Below are 23,469 nucleotides of genomic sequence, written 5' to 3' on the forward strand. Positions count from 1 at the left end.
CAGGCTCCCGCCCCAAATCCACTCAGGGACGGGGCGTTGAAAAATGTTCAGGCAGTGCGCCGGGCGTGATGCTCAAGACGGCTTTGCAGGCAATAGAGGTAGGCGAACCCCTGCTCCCAGCGTTGGTGACCGGACTTCACATTGATATGGCCGGCCCCCGACAGGATGCCGGCTTCGGCGCCCCAGTTACGCGCCAGCTCCAGGGCCCGGGGGGCACTGACGGCGCTGTCGTTATCGGAACTGACCACCTGGCTGGGAAACGGCAGCAAGTCGGTCGGAATCGGTGCAAAGTTGCGCAAAGCGGGGGCACAGGCTGGGCGTTCGACATCCGCCGGGGCCACCAGCAAGGCACCGCGCACCTGCCGCAGACATTGCACCGGTGCGGTGGCGGCCCAGTGCGCCACGGTGATGCAGCCCAGGCTATGGGCGATCAGGATTACCGGCGTGCTGTCGGCCGCGATGCCTTCGGCCAGCGCGGCCACCCAGTCCTCGCGGCGCGGCGTCAGCCAATCGGCCTGCTCCACGCGCGCGCTGTTGGGAAGGCTGTTCTGCCAGTGACTTTGCCAATGATCTTCTGGCGATCCTTGCCAGCCCGGCACGATCAGATAACGAATCGACTCGCTGTGCATGGGTGTGCCCTCCTGCAGCGTTTAACGTTGCTGAACAGTATAGGGACGGGGGTTATATTCGTTAAGGAATAAAAAGCTATTTATTCATAACCAAAAACTCAAAAATACACAGGGAGTCGAAATGTGGGAGGGGGCTTGCTCCCGATAACGGTGGATCAGTTGATGAATGTGCTGACTTCACACCGCTATCGGGAGCAAGCCCCCTCCCACATTGGGTCCAGCGGCGATTCATAAATCGCAGGCAAAAAAAAGGCCGCACCCTGCCAAGGAGACGGCCAAAAAATTGTCGAGGCATTTGAAACTAACGTGCGGTAATCACCGACAGCTTGGTAATCCCCGCGCGCTCGATAGACGCCATGGCTCGCGCCACTTCGCCGCAGTTCATACCATCATCAGCCTGCAGTTGCACCCGCACATCGGGGTCCTTGGCCTTGGCCGCCTGCAGGTTGAATTCCAGCAGGTGCGGCTGGTTGCTGTGGCGAGCTGCCGTTTTGTGGTGAGCGGGCTTGCCCCGCGTTGGGCTGCGAAGCGGCCCCAGTTGGAATCATCGGGTGTGCCAGGCATATCGCGTTGGCAGGTTTTGGGGCTGCTTCGCAGCCCAACGCGGGGCAAGCCCGCTCGCCACAAGAAGCTTGCTCGCCACAACAGGCGGTCGCAGCGAGCGTTTACTGTGGGCTGTTCGCGCACAAATCTAGCAATTGACGCTGCAAGCTCTGCCCCGCCGCGCCCAAACCACTGCGGCCATACAGCGCCAGCCGTACGCCCTGCACCGTTGGCAAACCGCTGTCCGCCCCGAGTACCACATGCCCGGCCTGTACCACCCTCAGCGGCAGCAGGCTGATGCCCAACCCCGCCGCCACCGCCGAACACACACTCGCCAGGCTCGCGCTGGAATAACCGATGCGCCAGCGCCAGCCGCCCACTTCCAGGTGATGGAGCATTTCATTGCGGTACAGGCCGCCCACCGGGAACGCCACCAACGGCAGTGGCTCGCGCCCCAGGGACGCCGTGCTGCGGCTGTCGACCCAGCACAACGGCTCCGGCCACGAGGCCAGGCAGTCATCGCTGTCGCCCATTTGCTTGACCAGCAACACATCGAACTCGCCGGCGCGGTACTGGCGCTGCAACTCCGGGCCAAGGCCGCTGGTGACCTCAAGCCGCACGCGGGGATACGCCAGCACGAACGCCGACAACAACGGCATCAGGCGTTCAGCCGCGAAATCTTCCGGCACGCCGAGGCGTAACACCCCGTCGCTTTGCTGGTTGATCAACACGTCGGCGGCCTCTTCATGCAGCGCGAGGATGCGCCGCGCATACGCCAGCAGCCGCTCACCCTCGGCAGTCGCGACCACGCGACGTTCGTCGCGATCGAGCAGTTGGCAGGCCACGGCGTCTTCCAGGCGGCGGATCTGCTGGCTCACAGTGGACTGGGTCAAGTGCAGGCGCTCGGCGGCGCGGGTGAAATTGGCGCAATCCACCACGGCGACAAAACTGCGCAACAACACGGGGTCGAACATGAGCGTCACCATTCCATTTGCCACTGGTTGGCATGGTTATATTTAATTTCAGAATACCCCGCTGCCTGTCCATACTTCACGCCTCTTTTGCACACGCGACAGGTCTTGCATGACGCTTAACCAATCATTCGCCGGCAAACTCGCCGGATGGGGCCTGCTGGTGGTGCTGGGCCTGAACCTGCGGCCGATCCTCAGTTCGATCAGCCCGCTGCTGGGCGAGATTCGCCAGGCCACCGGCCTCAGCTTCCAGAGCAGCGCGCTGCTCACCAGCCTGCCGGTGGTGTGCATGGGCCTGGTGGCGCTGGTGGGTATTCGCGTGGAAGCGCGCCTGGGTGAGCGGCGTGGCATCGCCCTGGGCCTGATGATGATTCTGCTGGCGTGCCTGGCGCGCTGGCTGATGGGCCAGGCGTCGGCGCTGCTGGTCACCGCGTTGCTCGGCGGCGCCGGGGTGGCGCTGATTCAGGCGCTGGTGCCGGCGATGATCAAGCGCGAATTCCATCACCGCGTGCCGGTGGCGATGGGCGTGTATTCGGCCTCGCTGATGGCCGGCGGCGGGCTGGCGGCGCTGCTCAGCCCGGTGGTGGCCACGCATTTCGAGCGCTGGCAGGCGGGCCTGGGCATCTGGCTGTTACCGGCGCTGGCCGCGCTGTTGCTGTGGGCTTTTTTACCGCTGGGCGCGGCGAGAAGTGCCACTGTGATGCCCGCGTTCAAGGGCCTGCGCAACCGCCGCGCGTGGCTGCTGGCGCTGTATTTCGGCCTGGTGAATTGGGGCTACATGAGCATCGTCGCGTGGCTGCCGGCCTACTATCAGCAGCTGGGCTGGGACGTGTTGCCGAGCGGTTCGCTGCTGGCGTTCATGACTATCTTCCAAGTGATCGCCGCGCTGCTGATGCCGGTGCTCGCACAGCGCGGCATCGACCGTCGACCGCTGCTCGGCATCGCCCTGCTGGCCCAAACCGTGGGCTACCTCGGCCTGCTGTTCGCGCCGCTGCAATTTCCCCATCTGTGGGTGGCGCTGGCCGGCTTCGGCCTGGGTGCGTGTTTCGCCCTGAGCCTGTTGCTGACCCTCGACCACCGCCGCGACCCGCGCGAGGCAGGGCAGCTCGCAGCCTTCGTGCAAGGTGTGGGCTTTTTGATCAACGCAATTTCGCCGTGGATGACCGGCTGGCTGCGCGAACTCACCGGCAATTTTGCCAGCGCCTGGATGGTGCTAACGGTAACGGCAGTGGCAATGCTGATGGTGACGCGCGTGTTCCGCCCGGCGACATACCGCACGGCACCCGCTCTATAGATATGCATTTAAGATCTATATAAAACGAAGAAGCTGCTTTTAAGGAATAAGCGATCACCCTAAAATCCCGGCTCTCCCCAGGACGTCGGGCACACCATGGATCTCCGCCAACTGCGCTACTTCATTGCGCTTAACGAATACCGCAGTTTCGTGCGCGCCGCCGACGCCATGGGTATCACTCAACCGGCCTTCAGCCGCAGCATCCAGGGCCTGGAGCAGGAATTCGGTTGCGTGCTGGTCGACCGCGCCCACAAGGACCTGCGCCCTACGCCTGAGGGCCAGGTGGTGCTGCAACACGCGTTGAGCCTGGTGCAAGGCGCGGCGCTGCTCAGCCACGAAGTCACGCGCATGGCCAAGCTCGACGCCGGCGAAGTACGCTTTGGCGCCGATGCGGTGGCGGCGGTCAACCTCGCCCCCCAGGCGATGGCACGGTTTATCACCGCCTACCCCAAGGTACGCACGCGCTTGCAGGTGGAGAATTGGGAAAAACTCGGCCGCAGCCTGAACCGCGAGGAGATTGAATTTTTTATCGCTGATGTGCGCCACTTCGAGGCCGACCCAAACTTCCAGACCCAAGCCCTGACGCCCCGGCGCACGGTGTTCTTCTGCCGCGCCGGCCACCCGTTGCTGGCCAAGGACAGCCTGTCCACCAACGACCTGTTCGACTACCCGCTGGCCACACCGCTGATCGCACCGGGCATTCGCAAGCTGCTGGCCAACCTCAGCGGGCGCATCGACTTTGCACCCGCGATAGAACTGGAGCAGTTCGCCGCGCTGGCGAGCATCGTGCGCCAGTCCGACGCGGTGGGCCTGGGGGCCGAAGAGGCGTTTATCGACGGGTTCGCCAGCGGCGAATTGCGTGTGTTGCACTGGCGCAATCTGCCCCACGCACTCGACAGCTTGAACAACCGCTGCGGGGTGATCAGCCGCGCTGGGGTTCGGCTGTCGCCTGCGGCGAAGGCGCTGATCGAAACCCTTCAGGCGGTGGAAAACCCAGCCGATTGGCCCGCGCAAACGTCCCGAAATCATTGAAGCGCACGCCCATCTGCGCCATCACCTTGTGCGCCACGCTGGCCGTCATCTGGCGGATATAAAACGGCTCCTTCACCACAAAATGATGAATGCCGTGGGTGCTGCCGAAGTTGAAGCAGAATGCCTGCAACGGCCACATCCACCATGGGTTCAGCACTTGGGTCTGCTGGATCACATTGCCCAGCTCCACATCGCCGTAGTAGTGCATGTTGGAGCTGACAAAGTGCAGGCAAAAGGTGCGCAGCACGTTGGGGCCGATGATCACTACGGCGGCGATGTCGATCACGTGTATCGTCTGCAAGGTGCCGGCGGACCAGTCGATAGGCGCACCCAGCAGGTTGGCGATGCCATTGGCGGCATGGAAACCGAGGAACACGTACCACGCGCCCCAATGCAGCAGCGCCAGGGGTGCGTACACCAGCAGCGAGCGCTTGAGGATCTTGAGTTTGTGGCCCCAGGTCTTGGCGCGCAGCATGCGGATAAACGCCGACATCACGTTATCGCCCACCATCAGCAAGCGCGCAAAACCCCAGGGCTCGCCATTGGTGATCGCCCGCTCCTCCATGTCGGTCTCGGTGCCCGAGACCTTGTGGTGGTTGAGGTGCAAATGCCGGCGTATCCACGGGTTGATTGTGCTCGGCCGCGCCAGCCACACCAGGCCCATCATCAGGTTATGGGGCAGGCGCTGCTTGCGAAAGTACATGCTGTGGATCAGGTCGTGTTCCAGCTCGTGGGTCAGTGATGCCAGGAATGCGTTGAGCAGCAGGCAGACCCACCAGGCCATGTAACCGTTGATGTAGAGCGCCGCCGAACCCACCATACCCAGCAGGGCGAAGGCCAGAATACCCGCGCCCAGTGCATCCTGATGCAGCAGCCAGGGGTGCTGCTGGCGCAATCGCACGCCTTCGGCGAGCACCACCTCACGGATATGCGCCGAACGCTGTTGCGCGTTCATCTGTTGGGGACTTGCAGAAGTACCGTCCATGCTCCCATCCTCTGTTTATTGATGTGTCCATCCTGCCCCAAGCGATCTGGCAGGACGCTAGCCCCGGACGCCAACTTGTTGACCGCAAGCGCCAATCGTCATGACCGAACCCACGTCCCTCGCCAGCTGGACCCGCGCCCTGCGCAAGCAACTCGACGCCCTGGGCCTCGACAGCGCCGTGCTGTGCGCGCAAGCCGGGCTCGACCCGCTGCAGATGGACGACCCCAACGCGCGCTACCCGCTCTCGGCCACCACACGCTTGTGGGAACTGGCGGTGCAGGCCAGCGGCGATGCGGCAATCGGGTTGCGCGTGTCGCGGTTTGTCAGCCCCACCACCTTTCATGCGCTGGGCTATGCGTTGGTGGCCAGCGGCAGCTTGCGTGAAGTGTTCGAGCGTATCGTGCGGTATCACCAGGTGGTCAGCGATGCGCTGACCCTGGAGCTTAGCCGGGACGGCGAGCGCTATTGCTTTCGCCTGCTGCAACCCGAGGGCGGCCAGCCACCAGCGCTCGAAGCCATCGATGCCTTTGCCGCGATCTACGTGCGCACTTGCCGCAATCGCCTGGGCCGCGACTATGCACCCTTGGCGGTGCACCTGCGGCGCCCGGAGCCCGTGGACCCCACGCCGTGGCACACGGTGTTTCGCGCGCCAGTGTTCTTCAGCGCCTGCGAGGACCGCCTGGAATTCGCCGCCCGCGACTTCGACAGCCACCTGGACGACGCCAACCCGGAGCTGGCCGAACACAACGAAACCGTGCTCAAGCGCACCCTCGCCCAGCTGCAACCGCTGACCTGGGAGCGCAAGGTACGCGCAGCCATCGAGGCGCAATTGCCGGAGGGCGAGCCGAGTGCCGAACGCATCGCCCAGGCCTTGCACCTGAGCCTGCGCAGCTTGCAGCGGCATCTGGCGGATGAGGGCTGCAGGTTTGATGCGTTGCTTAATGAGTGCCGGGAGAACCTGGCGTTGGTGCACCTGCGTGATCCGCAGTGCTCATTGACGGAGATCAGTCATTTGCTCGGGTTTGCCGATACCAGCAGTTTTAACCGCGCGTTCAAGCGCTGGACGGGGATGACGCCGGGGCAGTTTCGGGATGGGTTGCGGTAGGCGGATTTGTGGGGAGGGTGGTGGCCTCATCGGGAGCAAGCCCCCTCCCACAGGGGAACGCATTTCAAATGTGGGAGGGGGCTTGCTCCCGATGGCGATCGTTCAGGCACTACAATTACGGGATCATTCAGCGGCCCCGATCCCGCCGCAACAGCTTCTTGACCCGCGCGATTAAAGCCCTGTCCTCAAATGGCTTGAGCAGATAATCATCCTCATGCAATTCCAACCCGCGCAAGCGATCTTCAATCCCGCCCGGCGTGGTCAAAAACAACACCGGCGTATCGCCCTTCAGCCGAATCGCCTGCTGCAACTTCCAGGCATTCAGCCCCGGCAGCATCACATCCAGAATCACCAGTTCGTACACGTCGCTTTCGACAAACCGTAACGCCGCCATGCCGTTGGCCGCGACTTCCACGGTATAACCGGCGCCCTCCAGGCCCTCGGCCATCTGCCGTGCTTCTTCGGATTCATGTTCCACTAACAGAACGCGCATAACACACCTCGATTAATCAGACCTGCAGGCTAACACCCTCAGGTGTGCGCCGCCTCCCGCAGCCGCTGTGCGTCGAGGATTTCGATCTCGCCATAGCCCAGCCGCACGATGCCCTGGGCTTGCAGGTCCTTGAGCAGGGCGTTGGTGGTCTGGCGCGACAGGCACAGCATCGCCGCCAGGTCTTCCTGGGGCATTTGCACCACGCGGCGCGACTGCGCGACCTCACCGTAGCCGTCGACAATCATCAACAGGCGGTGCGCTACCCGCACCGACGCCGGCATCAGGCTCAACTGTTCGATATTGATAAAGGTCAGGCGCAATTTCTGGCTCATCAACAGCGCCAGGTCGCGCCAGTAACGCGGTGTTTCTTCAAGAATGCCGAGCATCGCAGGCTGCGGCACCTGCAACAGCGTGCACGGGCCAACGGCGCAGGCGTCGTGGGTGCGCGGCAAGCCGTCGAACAGCGAGATCTCACCGAACCAGTAAGGCAGCTCCACCAGGCTCAACACCGCTTCCTTGCCCTGCTCGCTCACCGCGCTGATACGCACGGCGCCTTCGAGCACCGCATACAGGCCACAAGGTGGATCGCCGCGCTTGAACAGGTATTGCCCCGCCGTCAGGTGCCGCAGCCGGGCGTGGGTGATCAGGCTGCTTTGCAAGCCAGCGGGCAGGTGGCTGAACCAGTGACCGGTTGCCAACTGGGGGCGCCATTTCTCTAGGTCCATCAGAACTCCGAAGATTGTCGCCCAGCTGACAGTTCGTCGCGGGCCGACAGGGCATGCTCAAGCATCCTACAGGAGGAATAACAATGAAAAGCCTCGTCGACCACCTCAGTCAATACGCCGCGTACCACCGCGACCCGCGCAATATCGCCAGCCACTTTATCGGCATCCCGCTGATTGTCGTCGCCGTGGCCGTGCTGCTGTCACGCCCGGAATGGGCGGTGGGCGGGCTCTGGCTCTCGCCGGCGGTGATAGTCGCGCTGTTTTCGGCGTGGTTTTACCTGCGCCTGGAGCTGGCGCTGGGCGTGCTGATGACGGTGTTGATGGGGTTATCGGTGTGGGCCGGGCACGTGCTGGCGGCGCAGAGCACCACGGTGTGGCTCAGCAGCGGCGTCGGGATGTTTGTGGTGGGCTGGGTGATTCAGTTTGTCGGCCATTATTACGAAGGCAAGAAGCCGGCGTTTGTGGATGACGTGTCGGGGCTGATCGTCGGGCCGTTGTTTGTGGTGGCGGAGTTGGCGTTTCTGGTGGGGTTGCGGCAGGACCTCAAGCAGCAGATTGAAGAGCGGTCGGGGCCAGTCATGCGCCGCGATCTCGAGCCGAGAAAGGTCTAAATGTTTTGATTTGATCGTTCCCACGCTCTGCGTGGGAATGCAGCCCAGGACGCTCCGCGTCCCAAGGCGTGACGCAGAGCGTCACAAGAGGCATTCCTTTGCTGCGCGTGGGAACGATCAGGGGTCAGGCTTTTTGCCAGACCTTGGGTTTGAAGAAAAGCGTCTCGCCACGCGCCAGGCCGGTCAGGCTGTCGTGGTCTTTCACCACTTCAGCTTCGATCAACTCGCTCTGCCCTTCCACCTTCAACGTCACCCGCGTAGTAGCGCCCAGCGGACGAATATCACGCACTTGCGCCGCGTGGTGATCTTCCAGCTCATGGCGCGACAGCGAGACTTCATGCGGGCGAAACAGCACGTGCTGGTCCTCACCCAGGTGCAGGCGGTTGGAGTCACCGAGGAAGTGATAGACGAAATCGCTGGCCGGGTTTTCGTAGACTTCACCCGGTGAGCCGATCTGCTCGATCACGCCCTTGTTCATCACCACGATACGGTCGGCGACTTCCATGGCCTCTTCCTGGTCGTGGGTCACGAACACCGAGGTCAGGTTGATGTCTTCGTGCAGGCGCGCCAGCCAGCGGCGCAGCTCTTTACGCACCTTGGCGTCGAGGGCGCCGAACGGTTCGTCAAGCAACAGCACTTTCGGCTCCACCGCCAAAGCGCGGGCCAGGGCAATGCGCTGGCGCTGGCCACCGGAGAGTTGCTCCGGGTAGCGATCCGACAGCCAATCCAGTTGCACCATGTTCAGCAGTTCGTGAACTTTGCTGGCGATCTGGGTTTCGTTCGGGCGCTGGTTCTTCGGCTTCATGCGCAGGCCGAAAGCGACGTTGTCGAACACGGTCATATGCCGAAACAGCGCATAGTGCTGGAACACAAACCCGACGTTGCGATCACGCACGTCGTGGCCCGAGACGTCTTCACCGTGGAACACGATGCTGCCGTCATCCGGGGTTTCGAGGCCTGCGATGATGCGCAGCAAGGTGGTCTTGCCACAGCCGGACGGGCCGAGCAACGCCACCAGCTCGCCACTCTGTATGTCCAGATTGATGCCGTTCAGGGCCTTGAACGCATTGAAATTCTTGCTGACATTACGGACTTCGATCGACATGACTTATTCCTCACCGCTTGCTGCGCGCAGACGATTAATACGGTTCTCGCTCCACTGCTTGAGCAGCAGGATGAAGAGCGCCAGGATCAGCAGCAGACTCGCCACCGCAAACGCGGCAACGTGGTTGTATTCGTTGTAAAGAATCTCGACGTGCAGCGGCAAGGTGTTGGTCACGCCGCGAATGTGGCCGGACACCACCGACACCGCGCCGAACTCACCCATGGCCCGTGCGGTACACAGCACCACGCCGTAGATCAGGCCCCATTTGATATTCGGCACGGTCACATGCCAGAACATCTGCCAGCCGTTGGCGCCAAGCAAACGCGCGGCCTCTTCTTCCTGGGTGCCCTGCTCCTGCATCAGCGGGATCAGCTCACGGGCCACGAACGGCACGGTGACGAAGATAGTCGCCAGCACGATGCCGGGCAAAGCGAACACGATCTGGATGTCGTGTTCCTGCAGCCACGGGCCAAAGAAGCCCTGGGCGCCGAACATCAGCACATACACGAGACCCGCGATCACCGGCGAGACCGAGAACGGCAGGTCGATCAGCGTCACCAGGATGCTCTTGCCACGGAACGAGTACTTGCTCACGCACCACGCGGCGCTGACGCCGAACACCACGTTGAGCGGCACCGAAATCAGCACGGCGATCACCGTGAGTTTCAGCGCCGACAGCGCGTCGGGCTCGAGGATCGCGGTAAAGAACGCGCCGAGGCCATTCTTCAGGCCCTGGGACACCACGATAAACAGCGGCAGCAGCAGGAACAGGAAGAACACCAGCCAGCCAAGGCTGATCAGGATGCGTCGCGACACCGCGCTGCCACGACGGGCAGCGTTGGCCGAGGACGCGGCGGAAATAGACGATTGGGACATGTTCCGCGCCTCCTTATGGACGTTCGATGCGCCGCTGCAACAAGTTGATCAGCAGCAGCAAAACAAAGGAAACCACCAGCATCAGCACACCAATGGAGGTGGCGCCGCGATAGTCGTATTGGTCGAGCTTGACCATGATCAGCAGCGGCAGGATCTCGGTTTTCATCGGCATGTTGCCGGCGATAAAAATCACCGAACCGTACTCACCGACGCCACGGGCAAACGCCAGGGCGAAGCCGGTCAGCCAGGCAGGCAGCAATGCGGGCACGAGGATGTAGCGGAACACCTGCAACGGCTTGGCGCCGAGGCAGGCGGCGGCCTCTTCGATTTCCCGGGGGATATCGGCCAGTACCGGCTGCACCGTGCGCACCACGAAGGGCAGCGTGACGAAGGTCAGTGCCAGGGTGATGCCCAGGGGGGAATAGGCGATTTTGAAGCCCATGTCGGCGGCGAATTGCCCGACAAGGCCTGTCGGCGTGTACAGCGCAGTCAGCGCGATACCGGCTACGGCCGTGGGCAACGCGAACGGCAGGTCGATCATCGCATCGATGATCTTGCGGCCGGGGAACGTATAGCGCACCAGTACCCAGGCCAGCAGCGTGCCGATCACGCCGTTGATCAACGCGGCGTACAGCGCGGTGCTGAAGCTCAGTTTCAACGCCGCCAGCACGCGCGGTGCGGAGATGATGGCCCAGAACTGATCCCAGGTGAGTTGAGCGGCGTGTACAAACATCGCCGCGAGGGGGATGAGCACGATCAGGCTGAGATACACGACGGTGTAGCCCAGCGTCAGCCCGAAGCCGGGTATGACGGGGGAAATACGACGCGACATAAGAGTCCTTGGTTAGCGGAACTGACATGCAAAACCCGCAAACGAATGCGGGCTCCTGACCACTGTGGACGGGTGCCCCTGCGTGGCGAGGGAGCTTGCTCCCGCTGGGCTGCGAAGCAGCCCCAAAACAGACAACCCAGTTGCATCAGATGCACCTTTGAGGCTGCTTTGGGAGCGCTTCGCGCTCCAGCGGGAGCAAGCTCCCTCGCCACAATAAGCCCGCCTCCAACAGTAGAGGTGTTGCTTACTGCGCCGTGTAGATCTGGTCGAACACGCCACCGTCGTTAAAGAATTTCGGTTGGGCAGTTTTCCAGCCGCCGAAGTCTTTGTCGATAGTCACCAGGTCCAGTTTCGGGAACTGTTGAGCGTATTTGGCGGCCACTTTTGCATCGCGTGGGCGGTAGAAGTTCTTCGCCGCAATCTCCTGGCCTGCCGGGCTGTACAGGTGTTTCAGGTATTCAGTAGCGATTTCGGTATTGCCCTTTTTCTCGGCGTTCTTGTCGACTACAGCCACTGGAGGCTCCGCGAGGATCGACAGGGAAGGCACGATGATGTCGAACTTGTCAGCGCCACCGTCTTCTTTCAAGGCCAGGAACGCCTCGTTTTCCCAGGCCAGCAACACGTCACCCTGACCATTGTTGACGAAGGTAATGGTCGAACCGCGAGCACCGGTATCCAGGATCGGCACGTGCTTGAACAACGCCTTCACGTATTCCTGGGCCTTGGCTTCGCTGCCACCGGATTTCAGGCCGTAGGCCCAGGCGGCGAGGAAGTTCCAGCGGGCGCCGCCAGAGGTTTTCGGGTTCGGCGTGATCACCGACACGTCATTCTTGATCAGGTCGCCCCAATCCTTGATGCCTTTAGGGTTGCCCTTGCGCACCAGGAACACGATGGTCGAGGTGTACGGGGTGCTGGCGTCCGGCAGGCGGGTCTGCCAGTTTTCCGGCAGGGTTTTGCCCAACTTGGCGATTTCGTCGATGTCACCGGCCAGGGCCAGGGTCACCACGTCGGCGCGCAGGCCGTCGATCACGGCCCGGCCTTGCTTGCCCGAACCACCGTGGGATTGCTGGATCTTGACGTTGTCGCCAGGGTGGGACTGCTTCCAGAAGCTGGTGAACTCAGCGTTGTAGTCCTGGTACAGCTCACGGGTAGGATCGTACGAGACGTTGAGTAATTCGTAGTCCTTGGCAACGGCGGAACCTGCAAACACGGCACTGGCCAGGGCGGCCAGGGCATAACGGCGAATCGACGACATAGAAAGCTCCTGAAATTCTGGGGTGTTGGCTTTTTCTTATAGTTGCGGGTCTATCGCCGTTCTTGCTTAGCTCGGTTTGTTACCCGGGTTCTGCAGACGGAATTTTTCTTTACGTTCGATCTGTACCACTTGCGCGTTGTGCACTGTGATTTCCACCGCGCCAAACCGCAGATCGCGCAGGGCGCTCTGGATCTCACGCAAAATGGCTGCTTCGTCCTGGCCGTCGACGCTACGTAGAGATGCGCTCATGGTCTCGCTCCTGAAATGAATAGTGCCTCGCAGTGGCGGCACTGCTTGTGGCGTGAGGGCGATAGTAGATAAGCGCGGATATTCTTAAAAATACTATTTAAGAATGTTTATATAACCAAAAAGAATTTTCTGACAGGACGTGGGGTTGCGAATGGATTTTAGGGATCATCGCCAAAATTAAGCCTTGAGAAGATCCCAATGTGGGAGGGGGCTTGCTCCCGATAGCCGTGGATCAGCTGATAAACAGGTCAACTGACACTCCGCTATCGGGAGCAAGCCCCCTCCCACATTGGGCCGCATTTCAATGCCGAATGGCGGGCGCCCGATCCCAGTCAATCTCATCCGCAGGCATCGGCTTGCCAAACCAGTACCCCTGACCCAAATCACACGCATGGTCCAACAGGAACTGCGCCTGCTCCACCTGTTCGATGCCTTCGGCGTGCACTTGCATGCCCATGCTCTTCGCCAGCGCGATGACCACCCGCACGATGGCAGCGTCGTCTTCGTCCCACGGCAACCCGGCGACAAAACCCTGGTCGATCTTGAGCTTTTGCACCGGCAGGCGCTTGAGGCGCAGCAGGGAGGAATAGCCGGTGCCGAAGTCATCAATGGCCAGTCGCAGGCCCAGCTCGCGCAGGCGATGCAGTTGTTCCAGGGCCATTTCCGGGTCGCCCATCACCGCGCTTTCGGTGACTTCCAACTCCAGGAAAGCCGGGTCCAGGCCGGTGTCGTGCAGCACCTGGGCCACTTGGTCGTACAGCTCGCGCCGGGCGAACAAACGGCTGGACACGTTGACGGCGATAAAGCTCAGCGGCGCGCCTTCGGCCAGCCATCGGCACATCTGCCGGCAGGCCTGGTCCATCACCCATGCATCGATATCGGCAATCAACCCAGTGCGTTCGGCAATGGGGATGAACTCGCTCGGCGGCACCAGGCCGCGCTCCGGATGTTGCCAACGCACCAGCGCTTCGACGCCAACCAGGCGGCGATCCTGTAAATCGTGCACCGGCTGGTAGTAGACGCGCAGTTCCTGCTGCTCGATGGCGCGGCGCATTTCACTGGCGATTTCCACACGGTTCTGCGCATGGGCGGTCAGCTCTTCGGTGTACAAGGCGTAGCCTTCGCGGCCGGCGCTCTTGGCCTTGAACAGCGCGGAATCGGCGTTGCGCAACAATTGTTCGGCGCTCAAAGCGTCACTGGGAAACAGGCTGATGCCAATGCTGGCGCTGATAAACAGCTGGTTACCGTCAAAAATGAAGGGCTGTTTCATCGCATCGAGCATGTGTTGCGCCAGGGCGGCGGCTTGAATCACCTGTGGACAACTTTCCACCAGCACCGCGAACTCATCCCCGCCCAGGCGCGCCAGGGTCACGCCGGAGCCAAACAGGCCTTTGAGCCGCTCGCCCACCAGCTTGAGCAACTGGTCACCAACGTTATGGCCGAGACTGTCGTTGATGATCTTGAAATGGTCCAGGTCCAGCAACAGCAGGGCGCAGCCGCGTTTGTGGACTTGCGCCGAGGCCAGCGCCTGCTCGGCGCGGTCGGTGAACAGTAGGCGGTTGGGCAGGTCGGTGAGGGGGTCGTGATGCGCCAGGTGCGCCAGTTCGTGCTCGGAGTCCTTGATGGCGCTGATATCGGAAAACACCGCGACGTAATGGCTGACCTGGCCCTGATCATCATGAATCACGCGGATGGTTTGCCACTGTGGATAAATCTCGCCGCTTTTACGTCGGTTCCAGATTTCGCCGCTCCATTCGCCGGTGCACTCCAGGGTTTGGAACATCTGCTGGTAAAAACTCGACGAATGGCGCCCGGACTTGAACAAGCTCGGCTGCTGGCCCATGACGTCATCGCGCTGGTAGCCGGTGATTTCCATAAACGCCCGGTTTACATGCACGATCAGGCCTTTGGCATCGGAAACCAACACGCCTTCACGGGTGCAATCAAACACGGCGGCCGCCTGGCGCAAGCGATCGCGGCTCTCTTTCAACGGTTGTTGCAGCTGATGAGCCCGGGCAAAACGGGCACACATCAGGTAAATCACCAGGGCGCTGAGCACCACCCACGCATAGCCGCGCACCTGCAGCCAGAGGTTCAGATCGCTCGGGTTATCGAGAAACTCGATCAATACGCGATGAGTAAGACCTATCCAGGCCATCGAAACCAACAGATATACCAGCCCAGCACGCAGGGCACCTCGGTATGAAAACAGCATATGGTCAGTAATCCTTACCAAAAAACAGAATCGCCCTACGAAGGCTGCGGATTATAGAATAAGAAACATCCAGTCACTCCTATCTGAAAGGGCGGCTGGTTTTATCTGTGGGCTTAGTGATAATGCGTGAGCTGTTCTTTTCTATATCTGAGGGCCATACAGCCTATGTGGTACAACGGTTTTCTTGACTTGTCAGCCTGGCAACTGGTGGCAGTCACTCTGTTGATGACCCACGTGACCATCATCGCGGTCACCGTCTATCTGCACCGTTATTCAGCCCATCGCTCCCTGGAGCTCAATGCCGGCCTGAAACACTTCTTCCGCTTCTGGCTGTGGTTGACCACGGCACAGAACACCCGCGAGTGGACCGCTATCCACCGCAAGCACCACGCCAAGTGCGAAACCGTAGACGACCCGCACAGCCCGGTGATCAAGGGACTCTCCACCGTGCTGCGCAAAGGTGCCGAGCTGTACCGCGCCGAAGCGGAAAACCCGGAGACGCTGCGCATCTACGGCAAGAACTGCCCGGACGACTGGATCGAACGTAACGTCTATACCCGCTACCCGCTGCTGGGCGTGGCGATCATGGGCGTAATCGACCTGATGCTGTTCGGCACCATCGGCATCACCATCTGGGCCATTCAGATGATGTGGATTCCGTTCTGGGCCGCTGGCGTGATCAACGGCCTGGGCCATGCCATCGGCTATCGCAACTTCGAATGCCGCGACGCGGCGACCAACCTGGTGCCCTGGGGCATCATCGTCGGTGGCGAAGAACTGCATAACAATCACCACACCTACCCCAACTCCGCGAAGTTGTCGGTGAAGAAGTGGGAGTTCGACCTCGGTTGGGCATGGATCAAAGTGTTCAGTTTCTTGCGCCTGGCCAAAGTGCAGCGCGTGGCACCGATCGCCCACCGCGTGGAAGGCAAGGGTAACTTGGACATGGACACCGCCATGGCGATCCTCAACAACCGCTTCCAGATCATGGCCCAGTACCGCAAGCTGGTGATTGGCCCGCTGGTCAAGCAGGAGCTGGAAAAGGTCGACCACTCGGTGCGTCACCAATTCCACCGCGCCAAGCGCCTGTTGTCGCGGGAAACCAGCTTGCTGGATGACCGCCACCACCTGCGTATCCAAAGCATGCTGGAACACAGCCAGGCTTTGAAAGTGATCTACGAGAAGCGTCTGGCGCTGCAGCAGATCTGGCTCAAGACCAGCTCAAATGGCCACGATATGCTCGCCGCCATGAAGGAATGGGTGCATGAGGCCGAGGCCAGCGGCATCCAGTCCCTGCGGGATTTTGCCCACCAACTGAAGACCTATTCGCTGCGCCCTGCGGCGGTCTGAACGTACGGGGGGAGGCCCTGCCCTCCCCCTTATTCGCTTTTTTGACGCCATTCTCCAGACGCCCCTTAATCCGTCACAATCGCCCCTGATGACGGAACTTAGCCGCAATTCGCCCCTCTCAAACAACACTTCGCCATCATGGTGACCCCTTGTTGTGACCGCCGCTGAACCCTGCGGCGCGCCCAGAGAGAGTTGTGCCGATGGTCCACGAAAAGCCCTTCCTGTCCGATCCCCCTAAGGCTGAGCAGCCACGGCCTGCAGCTGCGGCAACGTTGCTGGCGTTGATGCACGCCCAAGGCGAAGTCGAACGGCTGAGTGAGCGCGAGCAGTTGCTGAGTTCACTGCTGGTCAGCGTAAATGCCGTGCTGTGGGCCATCGATTGGGAGACGCGCCGCGTGCTGTACGTAAGCCCGGCGTATGAGCGCATCTTTGGACGTTCGGCCGGCCTGTTGCTCGCCGACTACCGGGAATGGCGCAACAGCATTCACCCCGAAGACCTCGACTACGCCGAACACAGCCTGGCCCGCGTGCTGGACCATAGCGCGGTGGAAGACCGTGAGTACCGCATCATCACCGCTGACGGGCAGATTCGCTGGCTGAGCGACAAGTGCTACATCAACCAGCAGGTTGAACCGGGTGAGCCGGTGATCGTGGTCGGCATGGCCGAGGACATCACCGAAAAGAAACAGATGGAGCTCGAACTGCACCGCCTGGCCACCACCGATGTGCTGACCCAGAGCAGCAACCGCCGGCACTTTTTCGAATGCGCCAACCAGGCCTTCGACAGCGCCTGCGCCCAGGGTGCGCCGTTGGCGTTCCTGCTGCTGGACATCGATGACTTCAAAGACGTCAACGATACCTACGGCCACCTGGAGGGCGATCAGGTGTTGCGGCGTATCGCCGAGAGCGGTCGAGGAGTATTGCGCCGTGGCGACCTGTTCGGGCGCATTGGTGGCGAAGAGTTTGCCGCCGTACTGCCCGGTTGCCCGCCGGAGATGGCGCTGCAGGTGGCCGAGCGCCTGGGCAAGGAAATCCAGGCACTGAATTTCAGCTACGAAGGCCGGGCGTTTACCGTGACCGTCAGCCAGGGCCTGGCCAGCCTCACCGAGGAAGATTCAACCCTGGACAGCCTCTTCGCCCGCGCCGACGCCGCCATGTATGAAGCCAAGCGCCAGGGCAAAAATCGCGTAATAGCCGGTTAACGCCGAGCAACCTGAGCCGGCTTGACGGTAATCGCGGTGCGTCAGCCACCCCCACTGTCGCTGGCAAGCCGGCGCCTACAGGGGCTGGGTGTGATCTTCAGGTGTTGCGTACCCGGGTCAGCTCCGACAACCCCACCCTGAGCAAGCGCGCGGTCTTGCTCCTGGCCAGCTCTTCCAGCCCTTCGCGCTCGGTCAAGCGCGCCATCTGCGCCGCCAGGTTCACCACCAGTGCCTCGCGCGAATACACCCCGCCCTCTAGGGAATAGATCCCAGCGATCAACTGGCGCAGCTCCAGCGGCAAGCGCCAACGCGTGCGCAGCGCCGAACCAAAGGCAGCGCCAAAGGTGTAGAGGGATTCGCCGATGGCTTCGTCATCCAGTGCACCGCCGCCCTGGCGCCAGTCTTCCAGACAGCGCAACAACGCCAAGTCACCCAGGCGATGCAGGATACCCGCGCTGTAGCAGCGCGCGTGGTCCAGCTCCAGCATGCGCGCCAGGCGCCGGGCGTAGTCGGCAGTGTCCTGGGACAATTGCCAGTGACGCTCGGCATAGGCCACCAGCGCCGGGTCACCCAACACCACATTGTGCTTGAGGGCGAGGCCCAGGATCAGGTTCATGCTTTGCCCCGGCGCCAGCTTGTGCAGCGCGGCGGACAGGGTCTGCACCGGCGTACCGTGATAGCCGGCGCTGTTGGCGGCGGCGATCAGGACGGCAGTGATTTAATGTTTGCACATAAGTCAAAGAAGCCGGCCGTGAACAAAAAAAACCGCATAAGCGGTTTTTTTGTTCACGGCCGGCTTCTTTGAGCGGCAAGTTTCAAGCTAAAAACTGCAAGCGGTTCATCACTTGCAGCTTGTAACTTGCTGCTTAAAGCTCTGCGAAGCACTCTTCAATGATCGCCAAGCCTTTGTCCAACTGCTCGTCCGGAGAAGTCAGCGGGACCAGTACACGCAACACGTTGCCGTAAGTACCGCACGACAGCAGGATCAGGCCCTTGTCACGCGCCTTGGCCACCACGGAGGCGACGGCAGCGGCGTTTGGCTTGTGGCTGTCGCCATCTTCGAACAGCTCGACGGCGATCATCGCGCCCAGGGCACGGACTTCGCCGATCACCGGGTACTTGGCTTGAATCGCTTTCAGGCCAGTCACCAGGCGCTCGCCGACAGCCTTGCAGCGGTCCAGCAGGTGCTCTTCTTCAAACACTTCCATCACCGCCAGGGCTGCGGCGCAAGCGATCGGGCTACCGGCGTAGGTGCCGCCCAGGCCACCTGGGGCGATGGCGTCCATGTACTCGGCCTTGCCGCACACACCGGCCAGCGGGAAGCCGCCGGCGATGGATTTGGCGAAGGTGGTCAGGTCGGCAGAAACGCCCATCTGCTCCATGGCGAAGAAGGTACCGGTACGGCCGGCACCGGTTTGCACTTCGTCGGCGATCAGCAGGATGCCGTGCTTGTCGCACAGTTCGCGCAGGCGCTTCATGAAGGTCTTCGGCGCGACGTAGAAACCGCCTTCGCCCTGCACCGGCTCGATGATGATGGCAGCGATGTCACGCGGCTCGGCATCGTTTTTGAAGATGCGTTCGATGCTGGCGATGGAATCGTCATCGCTCACGCCGTGCAGTTCGTTAGGAAACAGCGCGCGGAATACGCCGCCTGGCATCAGGCCCATGCCGGCCGAGTAAGGCACGACTTTGCCGGTGAGACCCAGGGTCATCATGGTGCGGCCGTGATAAGCACCGGTGAAGGCGATCACGCCAGCACGACCAGTGGCGGCACGGGCGATTTTCACGGCGTTTTCGACGGCTTCGGAACCGGTGGTGACCAGCAGGGTTTTCTTCGCGAAATCACCTGGGACCTTGGCGTTGATTTTTTCGCACAGCTCCACGTAGGGCTCGTAGGCCAGTACCTGGAAGCAGGTGTGGGTCAGCTTGTTCAGCTGCGCGGTCACGGCGGCGATGATTTTCGGGTGCACGTGGCCGGTGTTCAGCACGGCGATACCGCCGGCGAAGTCGATGAACTCGCGACCTTCAACATCGGTCACGGTGGCGTTCTTCGCGGATTCAGCGAAGATCGGGTGAATCTGGCCAACACCGCGCGGTACAGCGGCTTCGCGGCGTTTCATCAGGGAAGCGTTGGTCTTGCTCATAAAGTCCTCATTCGCCACTCATCGGGTGGCGTTGTTCAAGGAAACCGTGGCGGGGAGGCAACTACGGCAGCATGCGATGATCGACTGCCACAGCTTTCCCGGCCACTACGAATAACGTCTTGAAACACACAAAGGGACAGCGCTCTCGTGCCCTCTGTGTTTGCTGCAATCTCGTGCCGGGCTTAGCCCTAACAGCGCTTAGATGCCCAGGCAGAGGTATTTGATTTCCAGGTAATCCTCGATCCCGTACTTGGAGCCTTCACGGCCCAGGCCCGACGCCTTGATGCCGCCGAACGGCGCCACTTCGTTGGAGATCAACCCGGTGTTCACGCCGACCATGCCGTATTCCAGGGCTTCAGCCACACGGAACACACGGCCCAGGTCACGCGCATAGAAGTAGGATGCCAGGCCGAACTCGGTGTCGTTGGACATCGCGATCACTTCGGCTTCGTCTTTGAAGCGGAACAGTGGCGCCAGCGGGCCGAAGGTTTCTTCCTTCGCCACTGCGGCGTTTTTCGGCACGTTGGTGAGGATGGTCGGCTCGAAGAAGTTGCCTTCCATCACCTTGCCACCGGCCAACAGCGTGGCGCCTTTGCTCAGGGCATCAGCGATGTGCTCCTGAACCTTGGCCACGGCTTTTTCGTCGATCAGCGGGCCGGTGGTAGTGCCTTCTTCCAGACCGTTGCCGATCTTGAGCTTGGCCACAGCCACTTTGAGTTTTTCAGCGAACGCGTCGTACACCGAATCCTGGATGTACAGGCGGTTGGCGCAGACGCAGGTCTGGCCGTTGTTGCGGTATTTGGAAATGATCGCGCCTTCGACGGCCTTATCCAGATCCGCGTCGTCGAACACGATAAATGGCGCGTTGCCGCCCAACTCCAGGGACACTTTCTTGATGTCCTTGGCGCATTCGGCCATCAGCTGGCGACCGATTTCGGTCGAGCCGGTAAAGGACAATTTACGCACGATCGGGTTGCTGGTCAGCTCGCTGCCGATATCGCCGGCGCTGCCGGAGACCACGCTGAACACGCCTTTCGGAATGCCGGCACGCTGGGCCAGTTCAGCCAGGGCGAACGCGGAGAACGGGGTTTGCGAGGCAGGCTTGAGCACCATGGTGCAACCGGCGGCCAGGGCCGGGCCGGCTTTACGGGTGATCATCGCGGCCGGGAAGTTCCACGGCGTGATGGCGGCAGTCACACCGATCGGCTGCTTGATCACGATCAGGCGCTTGTCCGGCTGGTGGCCCGGAATCACGTCACCGTAGATGCGCTTGGCTTCTTCGGCGAACCACTCGATAAAGGAGGCGGCGTAGACGATTTCGCCCTTGGCTTCGGCCAGCGGCTTGCCCTGTTCCAGGGTCATCAGGCGGGCCAGGTCGTCCTGGTTCTCGATGATCAGCTCGAACCAACGGCGCAGCTTGTTGGCGCGCTCCTTGGCGGTCAGTGCACGCCAGGCCGGCAAGGCCTTGTCGGCGGCTTCGATGGCGCGGCGAGTTTCAGCGGCGCCCATCTTCGGCACGGTGCCGAGAATTTCGCCCGTGGCCGGGTTGTTGACCTTGATAGTCTGACCATTGTCCGCATCGACCCAAGCGCCATCGATATAGGCTTGTTGGCGGAACAACTGGGTATCTTTGAGCTGCATGTCGGCTTTCCTTAACAGCACCGCGCGCACGCGGAGCGAATTAGAGTTGTTGAAAGGCGCCTTGTGGGCTGCCGTCAGGGAAATCAGCCCCAGCGCGCGGAGGGAAGTGAACAGCGCACGGGAGACAGAGCGTTTGAAATCTCAAACGAATCCTAGGATCAATGGGGGTACAGGGCAATAGTCTGTTCGAAAAAAAGAACGAAAACGGCGCATTTGCCGAATCTTTCTGATCAGCGTAGCTGGGCCAGGTTCCACGGCGCTGATCCCTACCGCCCGACGCAGGGCCTCTGTGCGGCAAATTCCTACCTTTAAACGGCCAAAGACCAGCATGGACGCCCAAGGTCGACATGGGTATGATGTCGCCCGCACAAGCATCCGTAGCTCAGCTGGATAGAGTACTGCCCTCCGAAGGCAGGGGTCGTGGGTTCGAATCCCGCCGGGTGCACCACCTTCTATCCCTTGTATTACAAGGGGTTAGCTCCACTGCCAGAAACCTGTCCTAGTCCTGAAAGTCGTTTTTGCCACAAATTTGCCACACTCAAGTGTGGCGGGAATGGTCGAAATGGCAACAATCAGGAATCGCGGCGAGTATCAGTGGGAAGCGCAAATTCGCCGTAAGGGCTATCCAGCCCAGCGCAAAACTTTCGAAACCAAGTCCGACGCCCAAGCCTGGGCACGCATGATCGAAAGCGAAATCGACCGGGGCATCTTTGTCTCTCGGGTCGAGGCTGAACGCACCGCCTTTCATCAACTCATTGATCGATACATCTCCGAGATCGCCCCTAAACACAAAGGCGCGTACTCGGAAATCAAACGCCTGGAAGCGCTAAAGCGTCATCCGCTGGCGACGCGCATCGTCGCGACCCTCACCTCTTCAGATTTCGCCCGCTACCGTGACGAGCGCCTGAAGATCCGCAAGGGCAATACGGTGAAGCGTGAGCTGGCTTTGTTTCAATGCGTGATCGAGGTCGCTCGCCGCGAGTGGGGAATCCATCTGGCCGAGAATCCAGTCAGGATGGTCAGCCGCCCCAGCTACAACGACGAGCGCTCGCGACGGCTCGACCCAATTGAAGAGCAATACATGCTTGGCGCGTTAGAGCTTCGTGAGCGACGTGCTGATGGGACCTACGCCGATGCATCACACAATCCCTGGATACGGCCCATCGTCCAACTCGCGATTGAGACAGCCATGCGCCGTGGCGAGATTTTCGAGCTGCGCTGGAAGCATGTGAACCTGGAACGTAGAACCGCGCACCTGCCTGCGACGAAGAACGGACTGCCGAGAACCGTCCCGCTCTCGCCTAAGGCTATTCAGTTGCTCAAGGATTTACCGCGCTCGCTGTGCGGACGAGTCTTCCCCACCACGGCTGATGCTCTCAAGAAGGCGTTTGTGCGAGGGCTGGAGCGTGCGAGGCTGAAATACTTGGGAGATTGCGGGGCTGCGCAAGTAACACCTCAGGAGGACTTCCTGATCAATCTTCGCTTTCACGATCTGCGGCATGAAGCAACTTGTCGGCTTGCGACCAAACTGCCGAATCTGATCGAGCTTGCGAGCGTGACGGGCCATAGGGAGGTGAACATGCTCAAGCGGTACTACAACATTACTGCGGAGGAGCTGGCGGCGAAGCTGGCCTGATCGAGCCAGACCCCGTCTGAGGGTAATTGCACGGGCGGGCCATCATTTGCACTAAACTTGGCCAGTCGGTTTAATCGGACTTGAGCAGTACAGTTGAGACCTCGACCGGCAGAAGTCGATCCCTGCCACTTTGCCACCTTTGATCATTAGAGCGCGCCACTTCGAGACGACTATAAACATTGATCTCAGTGGCCTTTTGCCCCTGCTGTGTGCTAGTTATTAGGCCCTCTATACGACTAGCAAAAGGAAATGCATATGTCCGGTTCAGGCGGAAGCTATCTGGGCTCATCCACGCCCGCCAATTCATGCGACACCCTCCAGTTCGATACCCAGCTTGCATCGCCGAAAGCATCAGTGGTTAGCCAGCTAAGCGTCGGCGATACTCTTGATATCGCCTTTGCAACGACCGGCCATCAAATCGTCATAGCACTGTGGAATGGCGCCGAGGCCGGAAGTGTCATCCACTCGCTTCTCACTCAACTGCGTAACTGCATGACCCAGGGCGAGCAATATCAAGCACGTGTGCTCCAGGTTAGTGGCGGGCAAGTTCGCCTGCGGATTTTCCACATCTAAGCA

General features: G+C 61.0%; 21 protein-coding genes, 1 tRNA gene and 2 pseudogenes. 9 read left to right on the forward strand and 15 right to left on the reverse strand.

Annotation, left to right across the window (positions count from 1 at the left end; translation table 11 throughout):
* Positions 1–47: 47 nt before the first annotated feature.
* From ACR52_RS14870 to ACR52_RS14880, 3 genes and pseudogenes are all read right to left on the reverse strand, one after another.
* Positions 48–629 carry an alpha/beta hydrolase gene (locus ACR52_RS14870; RefSeq protein WP_048725407.1) on the reverse strand — a complete coding sequence of 194 codons (582 nt, stop codon included), beginning with the start codon at positions 627–629 and terminating at the stop codon, positions 48–50.
* 301 nt (positions 630–930) lie between these two features.
* A pseudogene (locus tag ACR52_RS14875) lies at positions 931–1,098 on the reverse strand (ExbD/TolR family protein); the annotation flags it as partial.
* 196 nt (positions 1,099–1,294) lie between these two features.
* Positions 1,295–2,146: a LysR family transcriptional regulator gene (locus tag ACR52_RS14880; protein WP_048725409.1), complete on the reverse strand. Its 852-nt coding sequence runs from the start codon at positions 2,144–2,146 to the stop codon at positions 1,295–1,297.
* A gap of 109 nt (positions 2,147–2,255) precedes the next feature.
* Between ACR52_RS14880 and ACR52_RS14885 the strand changes: the two genes are divergently transcribed.
* Together ACR52_RS14885 and ACR52_RS14890 are read left to right on the forward strand one after the other, a co-directional pair.
* Positions 2,256–3,437 (forward strand): CynX/NimT family MFS transporter, encoded by a 1,182-nt coding sequence (locus ACR52_RS14885; RefSeq protein ID WP_048725411.1) that lies wholly within the window; start codon positions 2,256–2,258, stop codon positions 3,435–3,437.
* A 96-nt stretch (positions 3,438–3,533) separates the two neighbouring features.
* Positions 3,534–4,469 (forward strand): LysR family transcriptional regulator, encoded by a 936-nt coding sequence (locus ACR52_RS14890; RefSeq protein WP_048725413.1) that lies wholly within the window; start codon positions 3,534–3,536, stop codon positions 4,467–4,469.
* Here the strand turns inward: ACR52_RS14890 and ACR52_RS14895 are convergent.
* Complete coding sequence (locus tag ACR52_RS14895; RefSeq protein ID WP_048725416.1) at positions 4,360–5,454, reverse strand: fatty acid desaturase; 1,095 nt, start codon at positions 5,452–5,454, stop codon at positions 4,360–4,362. The two genes, ACR52_RS14890 and ACR52_RS14895, sit on opposite strands and share 110 nt — an antisense overlap.
* 100 nt (positions 5,455–5,554) lie before the next feature.
* Between ACR52_RS14895 and ACR52_RS14900 the strand changes: the two genes are divergently transcribed.
* The gene (locus tag ACR52_RS14900; RefSeq protein WP_048725418.1) at positions 5,555–6,559 is read left to right on the forward strand and encodes an AraC family transcriptional regulator; all 1,005 of its coding nucleotides are present in this window, start codon (positions 5,555–5,557) and stop codon (positions 6,557–6,559) included.
* A 127-nt stretch (positions 6,560–6,686) separates the two neighbouring features.
* On the opposite strand, the gene ACR52_RS14905 is transcribed toward ACR52_RS14900, so the two are convergent.
* Positions 6,687–7,052: a response regulator transcription factor gene (locus ACR52_RS14905; protein WP_048725420.1), complete on the reverse strand. Its 366-nt coding sequence runs from the start codon at positions 7,050–7,052 to the stop codon at positions 6,687–6,689.
* A 38-nt stretch (positions 7,053–7,090) separates the two neighbouring features.
* Entirely contained in the window at positions 7,091–7,777 is a 687-nt protein-coding gene (locus tag ACR52_RS14910; protein ID WP_048725422.1) for a Crp/Fnr family transcriptional regulator, read from the reverse strand.
* An 83-nt stretch (positions 7,778–7,860) separates the two neighbouring features.
* On the opposite strand from ACR52_RS14910, the gene ACR52_RS14915 reads away from it, so the two are divergent.
* Positions 7,861–8,388: an Mpo1 family 2-hydroxy fatty acid dioxygenase gene (locus ACR52_RS14915; protein ID WP_048725423.1), complete on the forward strand. Its 528-nt coding sequence runs from the start codon at positions 7,861–7,863 to the stop codon at positions 8,386–8,388.
* Between the two features lie 124 nt (positions 8,389–8,512).
* On the opposite strand, the gene ACR52_RS14920 is transcribed toward ACR52_RS14915, so the two are convergent.
* The 6 genes from ACR52_RS14920 to dibA all read right to left on the reverse strand — a co-directional run bounded on the left by ACR52_RS14920 (position 8,513) and on the right by dibA (position 14,920).
* Positions 8,513–9,493 (reverse strand): sulfate/molybdate ABC transporter ATP-binding protein, encoded by a 981-nt coding sequence (locus ACR52_RS14920; protein ID WP_048725426.1) that lies wholly within the window; start codon positions 9,491–9,493, stop codon positions 8,513–8,515.
* A 3-nt stretch (positions 9,494–9,496) separates the two neighbouring features.
* A complete protein-coding gene (gene cysW / locus ACR52_RS14925) occupies positions 9,497–10,369 on the reverse strand; it encodes a sulfate ABC transporter permease subunit CysW (RefSeq protein ID WP_048725428.1) in 873 nt (290 codons plus the stop codon).
* Positions 10,370–10,382: 13 nt separating this feature from the next.
* A complete protein-coding gene (cysT, locus tag ACR52_RS14930) occupies positions 10,383–11,201 on the reverse strand; it encodes a sulfate ABC transporter permease subunit CysT (RefSeq protein WP_048725431.1) in 819 nt (272 codons plus the stop codon).
* 244 nt (positions 11,202–11,445) lie between these two features.
* The gene (locus ACR52_RS14935; RefSeq protein ID WP_048725433.1) at positions 11,446–12,456 is read right to left on the reverse strand and encodes a sulfate ABC transporter substrate-binding protein; all 1,011 of its coding nucleotides are present in this window, start codon (positions 12,454–12,456) and stop codon (positions 11,446–11,448) included.
* Between the two features lie 66 nt (positions 12,457–12,522).
* Positions 12,523–12,705 carry a sulfur starvation response protein OscA gene (gene oscA, locus ACR52_RS14940; protein ID WP_003170956.1) on the reverse strand — a complete coding sequence of 61 codons (183 nt, stop codon included), beginning with the start codon at positions 12,703–12,705 and terminating at the stop codon, positions 12,523–12,525.
* Positions 12,706–13,006: 301 nt separating this feature from the next.
* The gene (gene dibA, locus ACR52_RS14945) at positions 13,007–14,920 is read right to left on the reverse strand and encodes a phosphodiesterase DibA (protein ID WP_048725438.1); all 1,914 of its coding nucleotides are present in this window, start codon (positions 14,918–14,920) and stop codon (positions 13,007–13,009) included.
* Between the two features lie 165 nt (positions 14,921–15,085).
* Between dibA and desA the strand changes: the two genes are divergently transcribed.
* Positions 15,086–16,270: a delta-9 fatty acid desaturase DesA gene (gene desA / locus ACR52_RS14950; protein ID WP_048725439.1), complete on the forward strand. Its 1,185-nt coding sequence runs from the start codon at positions 15,086–15,088 to the stop codon at positions 16,268–16,270.
* Between the two features lie 200 nt (positions 16,271–16,470).
* Positions 16,471–17,472 carry a GGDEF domain-containing protein gene (locus ACR52_RS14955; protein ID WP_048725441.1) on the forward strand — a complete coding sequence of 334 codons (1,002 nt, stop codon included), beginning with the start codon at positions 16,471–16,473 and terminating at the stop codon, positions 17,470–17,472.
* Positions 17,473–17,569: 97 nt separating this feature from the next.
* Here the strand turns inward: ACR52_RS14955 and ACR52_RS14960 are convergent.
* The 3 genes and pseudogenes from ACR52_RS14960 to gabD all read right to left on the reverse strand — a co-directional run.
* Positions 17,570–18,190, reverse strand: a pseudogene (locus ACR52_RS14960) (HDOD domain-containing protein); the annotation flags it as partial.
* 148 nt (positions 18,191–18,338) lie between these two features.
* Positions 18,339–19,616, reverse strand: a complete 1,278-nt coding sequence (gene gabT, locus ACR52_RS14965) for a 4-aminobutyrate--2-oxoglutarate transaminase (RefSeq protein WP_048725443.1) — start codon at positions 19,614–19,616, stop codon at positions 18,339–18,341.
* A gap of 198 nt (positions 19,617–19,814) precedes the next feature.
* A complete protein-coding gene (gene gabD, locus ACR52_RS14970) occupies positions 19,815–21,257 on the reverse strand; it encodes an NADP-dependent succinate-semialdehyde dehydrogenase (protein ID WP_048725445.1) in 1,443 nt (480 codons plus the stop codon).
* A gap of 371 nt (positions 21,258–21,628) precedes the next feature.
* On the opposite strand from gabD, the gene ACR52_RS14975 reads away from it, so the two are divergent.
* The 3 genes from ACR52_RS14975 (at position 21,629) to ACR52_RS14985 (ending at position 23,466) form a co-directional block, all read left to right on the forward strand.
* Positions 21,629–21,705, forward strand: a tRNA-Arg gene (locus ACR52_RS14975).
* A gap of 105 nt (positions 21,706–21,810) precedes the next feature.
* Positions 21,811–22,893 (forward strand): site-specific integrase, encoded by a 1,083-nt coding sequence (locus tag ACR52_RS14980; protein ID WP_236692146.1) that lies wholly within the window; start codon positions 21,811–21,813, stop codon positions 22,891–22,893.
* A gap of 255 nt (positions 22,894–23,148) precedes the next feature.
* On the forward strand, positions 23,149–23,466 hold the full coding sequence (locus ACR52_RS14985) for a hypothetical protein (protein ID WP_048725448.1): 318 nt from the start codon (positions 23,149–23,151) through the stop codon (positions 23,464–23,466).
* Positions 23,467–23,469 lie beyond the last annotated feature (3 nt).

It is taken from the genome of Pseudomonas fildesensis (assembly GCF_001050345.1).
Lineage (GTDB): Bacteria > Pseudomonadota > Gammaproteobacteria > Pseudomonadales > Pseudomonadaceae > Aquipseudomonas > Aquipseudomonas fildesensis.

Excerpts from the sequence above, each read along its gene's own strand:
- ACR52_RS14880 (WP_048725409.1), bottom strand. The coding sequence starts at position 2,146 with ATGTTCGACCCCGTGTTGTTGCGCAGTTTTGTCGCCGTGGTGGATTGC.
- ACR52_RS14885 (WP_048725411.1), top strand. The coding sequence starts at position 2,256 with ATGACGCTTAACCAATCATTCGCCGGCAAACTCGCCGGATGGGGCCTG.
- ACR52_RS14985 (WP_048725448.1), top strand. The coding sequence starts at position 23,149 with ATGTCCGGTTCAGGCGGAAGCTATCTGGGCTCATCCACGCCCGCCAAT.
- ACR52_RS14915 (WP_048725423.1), top strand. The coding sequence starts at position 7,861 with ATGAAAAGCCTCGTCGACCACCTCAGTCAATACGCCGCGTACCACCGC.
- ACR52_RS14935 (WP_048725433.1), bottom strand. The coding sequence starts at position 12,456 with ATGTCGTCGATTCGCCGTTATGCCCTGGCCGCCCTGGCCAGTGCCGTG.
- ACR52_RS14870 (WP_048725407.1), bottom strand. The coding sequence starts at position 629 with ATGCACAGCGAGTCGATTCGTTATCTGATCGTGCCGGGCTGGCAAGGA.
- gabT (WP_048725443.1), bottom strand. The coding sequence starts at position 19,616 with ATGAGCAAGACCAACGCTTCCCTGATGAAACGCCGCGAAGCCGCTGTA.
- gabD (WP_048725445.1), bottom strand. The coding sequence starts at position 21,257 with ATGCAGCTCAAAGATACCCAGTTGTTCCGCCAACAAGCCTATATCGAT.
- dibA (WP_048725438.1), bottom strand. The coding sequence starts at position 14,920 with ATGCTGTTTTCATACCGAGGTGCCCTGCGTGCTGGGCTGGTATATCTG.
- ACR52_RS14920 (WP_048725426.1), bottom strand. The coding sequence starts at position 9,493 with ATGTCGATCGAAGTCCGTAATGTCAGCAAGAATTTCAATGCGTTCAAG.
- ACR52_RS14980 (WP_236692146.1), top strand. The coding sequence starts at position 21,811 with ATGGTCGAAATGGCAACAATCAGGAATCGCGGCGAGTATCAGTGGGAA.
- ACR52_RS14955 (WP_048725441.1), top strand. The coding sequence starts at position 16,471 with ATGGTCCACGAAAAGCCCTTCCTGTCCGATCCCCCTAAGGCTGAGCAG.
- desA (WP_048725439.1), top strand. The coding sequence starts at position 15,086 with ATGTGGTACAACGGTTTTCTTGACTTGTCAGCCTGGCAACTGGTGGCA.
- cysW (WP_048725428.1), bottom strand. The coding sequence starts at position 10,369 with ATGTCCCAATCGTCTATTTCCGCCGCGTCCTCGGCCAACGCTGCCCGT.
- ACR52_RS14895 (WP_048725416.1), bottom strand. The coding sequence starts at position 5,454 with ATGGACGGTACTTCTGCAAGTCCCCAACAGATGAACGCGCAACAGCGT.
- ACR52_RS14900 (WP_048725418.1), top strand. The coding sequence starts at position 5,555 with ATGACCGAACCCACGTCCCTCGCCAGCTGGACCCGCGCCCTGCGCAAG.
- oscA (WP_003170956.1), bottom strand. The coding sequence starts at position 12,705 with ATGAGCGCATCTCTACGTAGCGTCGACGGCCAGGACGAAGCAGCCATT.
- ACR52_RS14890 (WP_048725413.1), top strand. The coding sequence starts at position 3,534 with ATGGATCTCCGCCAACTGCGCTACTTCATTGCGCTTAACGAATACCGC.
- ACR52_RS14905 (WP_048725420.1), bottom strand. The coding sequence starts at position 7,052 with ATGCGCGTTCTGTTAGTGGAACATGAATCCGAAGAAGCACGGCAGATG.
- ACR52_RS14910 (WP_048725422.1), bottom strand. The coding sequence starts at position 7,777 with ATGGACCTAGAGAAATGGCGCCCCCAGTTGGCAACCGGTCACTGGTTC.
- cysT (WP_048725431.1), bottom strand. The coding sequence starts at position 11,201 with ATGTCGCGTCGTATTTCCCCCGTCATACCCGGCTTCGGGCTGACGCTG.